A 10,694-nucleotide genomic window follows, 5' to 3' on the forward strand; every position below is an offset into this window, starting at 1 on the left:
ATAGGGTTCCGAAACGCCCGTTGTAAACTTCGTGGAGTTCCTCAGTGAAGCGCCTGCTCGTCCCCCTCGCCGCAGCAAGCCTCGGCGCCACCGCACTCGCTCTGCCCGCTGCCGCGGAGCCCAGCTGGATCAGCGATCCGCTCGCCCCCAAGCCCGCCGACGCCTACAGCAACGCCCAGTTCTGGCTCGACGCCAACGGCGCCGCGCTGAAGAAGGCGACGCAGTACCGCATCGACGCCAAGGACGTCCCCAAGCTCGTCCGCCCCCAGACGCAGACCGGCGACGGCAAGCCCGGCGGGGTCGCCCCCACCGGCACCACCCCGCCGTCCACCAAGAGCAAGAACGTCAACCTGCCGAAGACGATCGGCAAGGTCTTCTTCCTCGACCGGGCGGGCCAGCCTCGCTGGTGCTCGGCCACCTCCATCCAGTCGCGTCACCGCAACCTGGTCGCCACCGCCGGCCACTGCGTGTACGAGCACGGCAAGGACGTCTTCCGCAAGTGGGTCTTCGTCCCCGGCTACTACCAGGGCAAGGCCCCCTTCGGCGTCTACGTGGGCGCCTACGCCTTCACGGCCTACGACCTCGACACCTACGACGACTACGACGGCGACTTCGCCTTCGTCGCGGTGCACAACGGCTTCCGCCTCGCCGGTAAGAAGCAGGTGTCGAAGGCCGACTTCGACAAGTGGGCGGGCGACAAGTGGACCGAGGACGTGGCCATCGACGAGGCCACGTACAAGAAGTGCGTCGACCTCCACGGCGGCGAGAGCGCCGACTGCTGGGCCAAGCTCTCCACGATCAGCGACGTCGTCGGTCCCGACTACACGGGCGCGAAGAAGCAGGCCTTCAAGGAAGTCTCCAAGGAGGAGTTCGACAAGGCTCCCAAGGGGGACGCCAACGGCACCCAGGCTCCCGAGAAGACGGTGCTCGACCAGGTCACCCAGAGCGAGTACCAGGGCCACAAGGGGCTCGGCTACCGGAGGATCGACCAGGCGGGCAACTTCACCATCACCCATTACTTCCTGAAGTACTGGGTCAAGGAGACCGCCAAGACCGAGTACTTCAAAACGGTCTTCACGGTCGGCCTCGCCAAGGACGCCGGTCGGCTCGGTGACGTGGTCGGTGGGCAGGGCATCGCCTGGAACCAGCCGATGAACCAGCGCGTGATCGCCTTCGGCTACCCGTCGGCCCCGCACCCCGACGGTGACCGTCCGTTCTCGGGCCTGACCCCCAAGTGGTGCTCGGGCAAGACCGGCACGAAGACGTACCAGATCAACACCTTCCGGGTGGAGACCCACCAGGTGCTCAAGTGCTCGATGACCCCGGGCGCCGACGGCGGCCCGTGGCTGGTGAGGTACGACAACAACAAGCGCACCGGCTACGTCAACGGCGTGACGAGCCTGTTCATCGACGAGGACGGCAACGACCGCGTCGACCACATCAGCTCGGCCTACTTCGACGGCGAGGTGGCCGACGTCTACGCCAAGGCCAACTACGCGGAGACGAAGAAGATCGTCGGCCCGAACGGGGAGCTGCTGCCCGGCTGACCCGCCTGACCACGACGAGCCCGCCTCCGCGTCCCGCTGGAGGCGGGCTCTCGCCGTCCACGGGCCGCCGTCACACGACCCGCCGTCTTAAAGGCCCGCCGTCACACGACCCGGCGTCACACGACCCGGCGTCACACGACCCGCCGTCACACGACCCCGCGTCACACGGCCGCCAGCTCGCGGGTCCGCTCGCGCAGCGCCGTGACCACCGGCTCACGCTTGTACGGCTCCAGCCGCCTGCGCAGGTCGGCCGCGTACGAGCGGGACCGGACCGACTGCAGCTCGCCCGCCAGCTCGAACGCCCCGGCGGCCACCCGGCACGCCTCCTCCAGCTCGCCGCACTGCGTCAGCCCGGCGGCCAGCAGCGACAGGTTGAACATCCGCCCCCGCACGTAGCGGCCGTCCATGTCGAGCGAGCGGCGCGCGTGGCGGACGGCCTGAACGCCGTCGCCGAGGTCGCGGAAGCAGTGGGCGAGCTTGGCCGCGAGGTAGGCCTCGTCGAAGTAGCTCAGCCAGGCGGGCTCGCGCCCCGGCACGCGCCGGTCGAAGGCCAGCTCGGCCTGGTGCAGCGCGGCGGAGCAGGAGCGGGCGTCGCCGAGCCCGGCGTGCGCGTGCGCCTCCAGCACGTGGCAGGAGGCCATCAGCGTGCGCACGCCCGAGCGCCCGGCCGCGAGCTGGGCGGCCCGCGCCAGGTCCAGGGCGTGGGCCGGTCGGCCCATGTAGACGGCCTGGTGGGCCATGCCGGCGAGGACTTCGGCGCCGAGCGCGTCGTCGCCCGCCCCCCGGGCCAGCCGCAGCGCCTGGATCAGGTAGCGCTGGGCGAGTCCGTGCTGTTCGAGGTCGTAGGCCATCCAGCCGGCCAGCCGGGTCAGCTCGGCCGCCGCGGCGGCCAGCTCCCTGCCGGTGGCCTCGCCGTACGAGCCGTCCCTCAGCAGCGGCGAGACGGCGGTGTCGAGGTACTCGACCACGGCCGCGCGGACGCGGCCGCTGCCGAAGCGGTTGTCGAGCTCACCGAACGAGCGGGTGACCTCGCGGATGGCCGCGATGTCGGCCCGGCCCACGCGCCGTGAGCCGCCGCCGTCGAGGCGACCGTCCGGTGGGGATGTCAGCCAGCGCATGGCTCCGACGGAGCCTGCCCCTATCGCGAACGTGGAGTCGATCAGGAATCTTCGTCTCTCCACATCGGCCCGCCACAGAGCTGTCACGGTAGCGACCCCCTCCTGCCACGTGTGCGTGAACACCTGCCCGAGATCGGGGGGTGAGACGATGGCCGGCATCCCGAGGTCTTCGGGTGTGACGGGTCTGCCGAGCCGTAGGGCGAAAATCTCGGTAAGGAGGGACGGCACCGGATCTCTGGGCCGCTGGCCGCCGATCCAGCGCAGCACGGAGCTGTGGTCGTACTTCAGGCCCGGGGTGCCGCGGGCGGCGCCCAGGTCGTTGAGCCGCCTGGCCAATCCCTTGTGGGAGAACCCTGCCTCCGCGATGAGCAGCTGAAGCAGTCGGTTGGGCTCACGTCGCATCGTTCTCCTCGCCCAGGAGTCGGAGCCGGCATCCTTACAGAGGGCTCCTGTTATAGCACGCTGAGTAAAGGGAAACCCAAGACTTCCCTTTACTCAGGTGGACTCGTGAGCGGAAGGCGGCTAGCCCGGGATGCGGGCGACTCCGTCGCGCCTGGCCTGGGCGGCCACGGCCGCGGTGACGGCGGGGGCCACGCGGGCGTCGAACGGGCTGGGGATGACGTAGTCGGCCCGCAGGTCGTCGCCGACGACGTCGGCCAGCGCGGTGGCGGCGGCGACCTTCATGTTCTCGGTGATCGTGGTGGCCCGCACGTCGAGCGCGCCGCGGAAGACGCCGGGGAAGGCCAGCACGTTGTTGATCTGGTTGGGGAAGTCGGAGCGGCCGGTCGCCACGACGCGGGCGTGCCTGGCGGCCACCGCCGGCGGCACCTCGGGCGTCGGGTTGGACAGCGCGAAGACGATCGCGTCGGCGGCCATGGAGGCGATGGCCTCCTCCGCGACGGTCGAGCCCGACAGGCCGAGGAACACGTCCGCCCCGGCGAGCGCCTGCTCGGTGGAGCCGGTGTGGCCGGCCTTGTTGGTGTCGCGGGCCAGGGCCTCCTTGACGGCGTTGAGTCCCTCACGGCCCGGGTAGATGACGCCCTTGGAGTCGGCCACGGCGATGTCGCCGATGCCGGCTTCGAGCAGGATGCGGGTCACCGCGACGCCGGAGGCCCCGGCGCCCGCCACGACGGCCCGCAGGTCGGCCAGCGACCGGCCCGTCAGGCGGGCCGCGTTGCTCAGGGCGGCCAGCGCGACGATGGCGGTGCCGTGCTGGTCGTCGTGGAAGACGGGGATGTCGAGCAGCTCGCGCAACCGGGCCTCCACCTCGAAGCAGCGCGGGGCGCTGATGTCCTCCAGGTTGATGCCGCCGAACGAGGGGGCGAGCCGGACCACGGTCTCGACCAGCGCGTCGACGTCGGTGCAGGCGAGGCAGAGCGGAACGGCGTCCACGCCGCCGAACTCCTTGAACAGCAGCGCCTTGCCCTCCATCACGGGCATCGCGGCGGCGGGGCCGATGTCGCCGAGGCCGAGCACGGCGGTGCCGTCGGAGACGACGGCGACCACGTTGGAGACCCAGGTGTAGTCGTTGACCAGCGACGGCGTGTCGGCGATGGCGGTGCACACCCGGGCGACGCCGGGGGTGTAGGCCAGAGACAGGTCGTCCGCGTCGCGGACGGGGACGGTGGAGCGGACCTCCAGCTTGCCCCCGCGGTGCAGGGCGAAGGCCGGGTCGAGGTCGAGGGATTCGAGAGAGGACGAAGCAGGCGTGGCAGTCACAGAGAGACCCCAGTAGGCATCGGACGGACGATGGAGACCTTCGGCAGACGGCGCGAGAGGCCTGGCTTCGGTAGCCGCCAGGGTCCCCTCCCGATCGTCTCGTGAGGGGTTACGGGGGTCACCCGTCGCACCATAGTGCCACATGCTGAGACGGCGGTCGCGGATCGGTGTCCTGGGCGAGGCTGTTCTGTTGACGCATCGTTAAATCCCCGATGACAGATTGTCGCATCGGGCGACTTAGGCTTCACAAAACGCAACTTTCATGACATATCACTTGAGGAGGCCTGACATGGCCCTCTGGTCCAAGAGCCGCCGTGGCTACACCATCAGCGCGCTCGCCTTGGCCGCCGCTCTGGGGCTGTCCGCCTGCGGCGGCGGCTCGGGCAGTGGCGACACCACCGCCTCCGCCAGCCCGGGCGCCGCCACCGCCGCGGGCGAAGCCAAGCTGGTGAACCCCGGCAAGCTCACGACCTGCACCAACATCCCGTACGAGCCGTTCCAGTTCAAAGACGCGAGCGGCAAGATCGTCGGGTTCGACGTCGACATCGTCGACCTGGTCGCCAAGAAGCTCGGCGTGGAGCAGCAGATCGTGGACATCGACTTCGCCGTCATCAAGAGCGGCGCGGCGATGGCCACCAACAAGTGCGACGTCGCCGCGGCCGGCATGACGATCACCGACGAGCGCAAGCAGAACATCACCTTCTCCGAGCCGTACTTCGACGCCACGCAGGCGCTGCTCGCCAAGAAGGGCACCGGCGCCACCTCGCTGGAGGACGTCAAGGCCAAGAACCTCAAGCTCGGCGCGCAGGCCAGCACGACCGGCCTCGACTACGTCAAGAAGCAGGGCTTCAACCCGACCGAGTACGCCGACTCGGCCAAGGAACTGCTGGCCCTGCAGGCCGGCCAGGCCGACGTGATCGTCCAGGACGTGCCGGTGGTGCTCACCTGGCTGAAGAAGCCGGAGATCGCCGAGAAGTTCGAGATGATCGGCAGCCTCGACACGGGCGAGCAGTACGGCATCGGCCTGAAGAAGAACGCCGACCCGGTGCTGCTCAAGACCATCAACGAGACCCTCACCGCCGCCAAGTCCGACGGCACGTACGAGCAGATCTACGTGAAGTGGTTCGGCAAGAAGCCCGGTGAGCTGAGCTGATCCATGACGGACCAGTCACTGGCGGCTGAGCCGGGCAAGGCCCGGCTCAGCCCGCGTAAGAAGCAGCGCATCAGCCGCGCGATCCAGTACGTCGTGCTGGTCGCCCTGCTCGTCGGCGTCGTCTGGTACGCCGACTGGCCGAGCCTGGCGCAGAACTTCGCCAAGCCGGACGTGGCCGAGAAGGCCCTGCCCGAGCTGTTCACGATCGCCCTGAGGAACACGCTGATCTACTCGGCCGGCGGGTTCGTCTTCGCGTTCGTGCTGGGGCTCGTGCTGGCCCTCATGCGGCTGTCCACCGTGCGGCCGTACCGGTGGATCTCGGGGCTCTACATCGAGATCTTCCGCGGCCTGCCGGCCCTGCTCATCTTCCTGCTGATCACCTTCCTGCCGCTGGCGCTGCCCGGCTTCGCGGTGCCCGGCGGCACGTACGGCCAGGGCATCCTGGGCCTCGGCCTGGTCGGCGCCGCCTACCAGGCGGAGGTGTTCCGGGCGGGACTGCAGGCGGTGCCGAAGGGGCAGACCGAGGCGGCCAGGTCGCTCGGCATGTCGGCGGCCAGGGCGCAGATCACCGTGGTGATCCCGCAGGCGATCCGGATCGTCATCCCGCCGACCACCAACCAGTTCGTGTCCCTGCTCAAGGACTCGTCGCTGGTGCTCTTCCTGGGCATCTCCGGTGAGTACGTGGAGCTGGCCAAGTTCGGCAACGACCTGGCCTCCCAGTACGCCAACGCCACACCGATCATGGTGGCCGGCCTGACGTACCTGCTCGTCACGGTTCCGCTGGGCCATCTGGCGGCCAGGCTGGAGAAGCGCAAGGTGAGGGCCCGATGACGCCGGCCATCGAGATCAAGGACCTGCACAAGCACTTCGGCGGGAACGAGGTGCTGCGGGGCATCGACTGCACCGTCGAGTCCGGCCAGGTGGTGTGCGTCATCGGCCCGTCCGGCTCGGGCAAGTCCACGCTGCTGCGCTGCGTGAACCTGCTGGAGCAGCCCACCCGCGGCAAGGTGCTGGTCGAGGGCGTCGAGGTCACCGACCCCGACGTGGACATCGACGCGGTGCGGCGCCGCATCGGCATGGTCTTCCAGCAGTTCAACCTGTTCCCCCACATGACCGCCCTGCAGAACGTCATGGTCGCCCAGCGGCGCGTGCTCAAGCGGGGCCAGAAGGAGGCCGAGCGGGTCGCCCGCGAGAACCTCGACCGGGTCGGCGTCGGCGACAAGGCGGACGCCTACCCCGCCCAGCTGTCCGGCGGGCAGCAACAGCGCGTGGCCATCGCCAGGGCGCTGGCCATGAACCCCGACCTGATGCTGTTCGACGAGCCGACCTCGGCCCTCGACCCGGAGCTGGTCGGCGACGTGCTGGCCGTCATGCGCAAGCTGGCCGAGGAGGGCATGACCATGCTCGTGGTGACCCACGAGATGGGCTTCGCCCGGGAGGTGGCCGACCGGGTCGTGTTCATGGACGGCGGCGTCGTCGTCGAGGACGGGCCGCCGGCCCAGGTCATCGGCGAGCCGCGGCACGAGCGCACCCGCGCCTTCCTGCGCCGCGTCCTGCGCCCCGAGGGCTGAGGCGCCCCCACCCGGGACACCTCCCGCGGCGGGGCGCCACCGGCGGGGCGCATCCCGGCGCCCCGCCCAGCCCCTCCTTGCAGCCCCTCCTCATGACCCCTCCCCCACCGCCTCCTCAAGGCCCCTCCCCCACCGCGGGGGCCGTGCTCCGAGCCCGGAGAACCCCTCCCCCGCCCCACCGTGTAATACTCCAGCGTGGACATGACCTCTTACGCCGAGTGGGCGGTCCGTCTCGTCAACGACCCGGCCGCGCCGCCGGCCCTCCGCAGGCTGCGCGACGAGCTGGCCGAGGTCTTCGCCGCCGCCTCGGCCGGCGACGAGGACGCCGTGGCCGCGCTGCTCAACGCCCTGCTCGCGCGCTACCCGGTGCATCCCCGGCTCTCGGCCCACGACGGCCAGCGCTGGCACCTGCACCTGGCCGAGGACGAGGCGGCGAGCGCGGTGATGGGCCTGGCGGCGGTGGTCGCAGAGCTGGGCGCGGACCGCCTGGGCCGCTGTCAGGAGCCGCGCTGCTCGCGCGCGTTCCTGGACACCTCCTCCAACCGTTCGCGCCGCTACTGCTCGGCCCGCTGCGCCAGCCGCGCCAACGTCGCCGCCTACCGCGCCCGCCGCCGCGGCGGCCAGTAGCGCAGCACCACCCGGCCCACGATGTCGTCGACCGGGCCGAAGTCCCAGCTGTCGCGCCGCCCGGCGGCCCGCTGGTTGTCGCTCTCCAGCCACCAGCCGTCGTCGCCGCGCCATCCGGCGCGCTTGACGATCAGCCGGCCGGGGTCGCCGGGCAGCCTGGCCACCACGATGTCGCCCGGCCGGATCCGGGCGCCGCGCCGGACGAGGAGCCAGTCTCCCGGCAGCAGCGCGGGACGCATCGACTCACCTTCGACACGCACTCTCACGGGCCGATACCCCCAACTTCGCGGGCCCCGCGACCCGAGTAAGGTCGGTAAGTGGACCAAGCTGACTCAGCATCAAGGAAGGACTTTCTGATGCTCGCACGACTGCTGCGACCCAAGCATGTCGCCTCGGCTCACTGCGACCTGCCCTGCGGCGTCTACGACCCCGCCCAGGCCCGGATCGAAGCCGAGTCCGTCAAGGCGATCATGGAGAAGTACGCGGCCAACGAGGACCCCGTCTTCCGCGCCCGCGCGCTGACCATCAAGGAGGAGCGCGCCGAGCTGGTCAAGCACCACCTGTGGGTGCTGTGGACCGACTACTTCAAGCCGCCGCACCTCGAGACCTACCCCCAGCTCCACCAGCTGTTCTGGGACGCCACCAAGCTCGCGGGCGCGGCGGGCGCCAAGGGCACGGTGGACGTCGCCAAGGCGGAGGACCTCCTCGGCAAGATCGACGATATCTCCAAGATCTTCTGGGAGACCAAGGCCGCGTAAAACGGCACATAAGGCTCTGTGTGGTGACCGGCCGCACAGAGCCTTTTCCGTTGATGGCGAGTCTGATTCGTCCAAGCACCGCTCGGGGGCGGTAAGTTGCAGTCAGCGTCGTATACGCGAGGAGGATCGTGACCGAGGAAACCGAGACGCGCATGGAAGGCGAGGCCGGCATCCGTGACGTGGTGAGCATCAGGCTCCCTGCGGCGAGCGCTTACCTGTCCGTGCTGCGTACGGCCACGGCGGGGCTGGCGGCCAGGCTCGACTTCACGCTCGACGAGATCGAGGATCTGCGGATCGCGGTCGACGAGGCGTGCGCCATGCTCCTGGGCGAGGCCGTGCCGGGCACCGACCTGACCGCCGAGTTCGAGCTGACCGGGCTGGAGATGCAGGTCAGGGTCGAAGTCGTGACGGTCGGCAGTTCCGCGCCGAAGCGCGACGACTTCGCCTGGATGGTCCTGACCGCTCTGGCCGACGACGTGGAAGCGGTGACCGACTCTCCGGACCGTATGGCGATCGTCCTGCGCAAGCGCCGAGGCGCGGCGAGGCCGGCGTGACGGAAAGGACTGGAGCCATGGCCACCAGCGATCACGCCGTGCCCGACAGGGTCCGTGCCCGCATGCTCTTCGCCGAGCTGGCCGAGCTCGGCCCCGAGGAGCCGCGCCGCCAGCGCATCCGGGACGAGCTGGTCGAGCTTCACCTTCCGCTGGTCGAATACCTCGCCCGCCGGTTCCGCAACCGGGGCGAGTGGCTCGACGACCTCACCCAGGTCGCCACGATCGGGCTGATCAAGTCGATCGACCGGTTCGACCTCAACCGCGGCGTGGAGTTCTCCACCTACGCCACGCCGACCATCGTGGGCGAGATCAAGCGGCACTTCCGCGACAAGGGCTGGGCGGTCCGCGTGCCGCGCCGCCTGCAGGAGCTGAAGCTGTCGCTGACCAAGGCGATCAGCGAGCTCTCCCAGCGGGAGGGCCGCGCGCCGACCGTGGCCGAGCTGGCCGCCTTCCTGAAGATGACCGAGGAAGAGGTCCTGGAGGGCCTTGAGTCGGCCAACGCCTACTCCACCGTCTCGCTCGACGCGCCCGACTCCGGCGACGACGACGCGCCCGCCGTGTCCGACTCGCTCGGCATCGTGGACGAGTCCCTCGAAGGCGTCGAATACCGCGAGTCGCTCAAGCCGTTGCTCGAACGGCTGCCGCCGCGCGAGAAGCGCATCCTGCTGCTGCGTTTCTTCGGCAACATGACCCAGTCCCAGATCGCCACGGAGCTGGGCATCTCGCAGATGCACGTCTCGCGGCTGCTGGCCCGCACGCTGGCGCAGCTCCGCGAGGGCCTCACGGCCGACGACTAGCCGACTACCAGCCGGGGACACGGCCGTCGTCTCGCACGGCCGTCCGTCCCTGCACGCACGCTCCCGTACGGCGCCCCACGCGTACGTCCGCACGCCACGCAACGCGCTCCGGCCGCCGTCCGGCTCGTCGTCGCCCGCCGTACGGTGGTCAGTCCTCACCGATGAGAGCGCGTGTCGTGGGTGGCGCGAGCAGCGCGCCGAGGCCCGCCACGGCCACCACGAGCAGCGCGCTCCCCAGCAGCGCCTGCTCCGACTGGATGAGAGTCACCCCGACGGGAACCATGAAGATCTGGGTCAGCACGCCGGGAGCCCGACCCCAGCGCTCCCCCTTCAACAGCCCGCCCCAGGCCACCCAGAGCAGCCCGGCGCCGATCAGCAGCCCGAAGGCTCCCGCCGCGATGCCGGCCGTGACGTCGCCGGCCGCCCCGCGCAGCGTCTCGACGAGGCCGTAGCCGCCGAGCCCGACCGCGATCAGCCCTTCGAGGGCGACGACGAGAGCGGCGAGAACCAAGCTGAGCGGGCGCTTCGACACAACCCGCACCCTATCCACCCGGCCCGCCGGTCGCCGCCCCGGCCGCGCACTGGTGCACCGCGGCTCGCCCATCGCCGCCCCGGCCGCGCGCTGGTGGACCGCGGCCCGCCGGTCGCCGCCCCGGCCGCGGACCGGCGCGCCGCGGCCCGCCGGAGCCGGCGCCGCTCCCCGAACCTGCCATTTCGCCCTAAATCTTGAGAGATGCCGGAATCATGGCCGGGCAGCCGCTAGCCCCGTTTTCCGCATGTGAGCGATCTTCACCGCAGGTCTCGCGGATCGATATCCAGAAGGTCCAGGAGACGGAGTTGGAGATCGGTG

At 70.3% G+C, this 10,694-nt stretch carries 12 protein-coding genes; 8 read left to right on the forward strand and 4 right to left on the reverse strand.

Annotated elements, in window-relative coordinates:
- Window positions 1–44: 44 nt before the first annotated feature.
- Window positions 45–1,547: a hypothetical protein gene (locus tag ACGF0J_RS24100; RefSeq protein WP_393149208.1), complete on the forward strand. Its 1,503-nt coding sequence runs from the start codon at window positions 45–47 to the stop codon at window positions 1,545–1,547.
- A 161-nt stretch (window positions 1,548–1,708) separates the two neighbouring features.
- Here ACGF0J_RS24100 and ACGF0J_RS24105 read toward each other — a convergent pair whose 3' ends face one another.
- Window positions 1,709–3,067: a hypothetical protein gene (locus ACGF0J_RS24105; protein WP_393149209.1), complete on the reverse strand. Its 1,359-nt coding sequence runs from the start codon at window positions 3,065–3,067 to the stop codon at window positions 1,709–1,711.
- A gap of 120 nt (window positions 3,068–3,187) precedes the next feature.
- On the reverse strand, window positions 3,188–4,384 hold the full coding sequence (locus ACGF0J_RS24110; protein ID WP_393149210.1) for an NADP-dependent malic enzyme: 1,197 nt from the start codon (window positions 4,382–4,384) through the stop codon (window positions 3,188–3,190).
- A 289-nt stretch (window positions 4,385–4,673) separates the two neighbouring features.
- Here ACGF0J_RS24110 and ACGF0J_RS24115 point away from each other — a divergent pair, with 289 nt between their 5' ends.
- The 4 genes from ACGF0J_RS24115 to ACGF0J_RS24130 all read left to right on the forward strand — a co-directional run bounded on the left by ACGF0J_RS24115 (window position 4,674) and on the right by ACGF0J_RS24130 (window position 7,735).
- Entirely contained in the window at window positions 4,674–5,537 is an 864-nt protein-coding gene (locus tag ACGF0J_RS24115) for an ABC transporter substrate-binding protein (RefSeq protein WP_393149211.1), read from the forward strand.
- Between the two features lie 3 nt (window positions 5,538–5,540).
- Window positions 5,541–6,368 (forward strand): amino acid ABC transporter permease, encoded by an 828-nt coding sequence (locus ACGF0J_RS24120; RefSeq protein ID WP_393149212.1) that lies wholly within the window; start codon window positions 5,541–5,543, stop codon window positions 6,366–6,368.
- Window positions 6,365–7,108: an amino acid ABC transporter ATP-binding protein gene (locus ACGF0J_RS24125; RefSeq protein WP_393149213.1), complete on the forward strand. Its 744-nt coding sequence runs from the start codon at window positions 6,365–6,367 to the stop codon at window positions 7,106–7,108. The genes ACGF0J_RS24120 and ACGF0J_RS24125 overlap by 4 nt, the downstream gene beginning before the upstream one ends.
- A gap of 201 nt (window positions 7,109–7,309) precedes the next feature.
- On the forward strand, window positions 7,310–7,735 hold the full coding sequence (locus ACGF0J_RS24130; protein WP_393149230.1) for a CGNR zinc finger domain-containing protein: 426 nt from the start codon (window positions 7,310–7,312) through the stop codon (window positions 7,733–7,735).
- Here the strand turns inward: ACGF0J_RS24130 and ACGF0J_RS24135 are convergent.
- Entirely contained in the window at window positions 7,705–8,001 is a 297-nt protein-coding gene (locus tag ACGF0J_RS24135; protein WP_393149214.1) for a S24/S26 family peptidase, read from the reverse strand. The two genes, ACGF0J_RS24130 and ACGF0J_RS24135, sit on opposite strands and share 31 nt — an antisense overlap.
- Before the next feature lie 90 nt (window positions 8,002–8,091).
- Here ACGF0J_RS24135 and sodN point away from each other — a divergent pair, with 90 nt between their 5' ends.
- The 3 genes from sodN (at window position 8,092) to ACGF0J_RS24150 (ending at window position 9,844) form a co-directional block, all read left to right on the forward strand.
- Window positions 8,092–8,493, forward strand: a complete 402-nt coding sequence (gene sodN, locus ACGF0J_RS24140) for a superoxide dismutase, Ni (protein ID WP_393149215.1) — start codon at window positions 8,092–8,094, stop codon at window positions 8,491–8,493.
- Window positions 8,494–8,621: 128 nt separating this feature from the next.
- Window positions 8,622–9,047 (forward strand): anti-sigma factor, encoded by a 426-nt coding sequence (locus ACGF0J_RS24145; protein ID WP_393149216.1) that lies wholly within the window; start codon window positions 8,622–8,624, stop codon window positions 9,045–9,047.
- A gap of 17 nt (window positions 9,048–9,064) precedes the next feature.
- Window positions 9,065–9,844 (forward strand): RNA polymerase sigma factor SigF, encoded by a 780-nt coding sequence (locus ACGF0J_RS24150; protein ID WP_185089451.1) that lies wholly within the window; start codon window positions 9,065–9,067, stop codon window positions 9,842–9,844.
- A 148-nt stretch (window positions 9,845–9,992) separates the two neighbouring features.
- Here ACGF0J_RS24150 and ACGF0J_RS24155 read toward each other — a convergent pair whose 3' ends face one another.
- The gene (locus ACGF0J_RS24155) at window positions 9,993–10,376 is read right to left on the reverse strand and encodes a hypothetical protein (RefSeq protein WP_393149217.1); all 384 of its coding nucleotides are present in this window, start codon (window positions 10,374–10,376) and stop codon (window positions 9,993–9,995) included.
- Window positions 10,377–10,694 lie beyond the last annotated feature (318 nt).

The sequence above is a fragment of the Nonomuraea sp. NPDC047897 genome (genome assembly GCF_043204415.1).
Taxonomy (GTDB): domain Bacteria; phylum Actinomycetota; class Actinomycetes; order Streptosporangiales; family Streptosporangiaceae; genus Nonomuraea.

Excerpts from the sequence above, each read along its gene's own strand:
- ACGF0J_RS24105 (WP_393149209.1), bottom strand. The coding sequence starts at position 3,067 with ATGCGACGTGAGCCCAACCGACTGCTTCAGCTGCTCATCGCGGAGGCA.
- ACGF0J_RS24115 (WP_393149211.1), top strand. The coding sequence starts at position 4,674 with ATGGCCCTCTGGTCCAAGAGCCGCCGTGGCTACACCATCAGCGCGCTC.
- ACGF0J_RS24120 (WP_393149212.1), top strand. The coding sequence starts at position 5,541 with ATGACGGACCAGTCACTGGCGGCTGAGCCGGGCAAGGCCCGGCTCAGC.
- ACGF0J_RS24125 (WP_393149213.1), top strand. The coding sequence starts at position 6,365 with ATGACGCCGGCCATCGAGATCAAGGACCTGCACAAGCACTTCGGCGGG.
- ACGF0J_RS24130 (WP_393149230.1), top strand. The coding sequence starts at position 7,310 with ATGACCTCTTACGCCGAGTGGGCGGTCCGTCTCGTCAACGACCCGGCC.
- sodN (WP_393149215.1), top strand. The coding sequence starts at position 8,092 with ATGCTCGCACGACTGCTGCGACCCAAGCATGTCGCCTCGGCTCACTGC.
- ACGF0J_RS24150 (WP_185089451.1), top strand. The coding sequence starts at position 9,065 with ATGGCCACCAGCGATCACGCCGTGCCCGACAGGGTCCGTGCCCGCATG.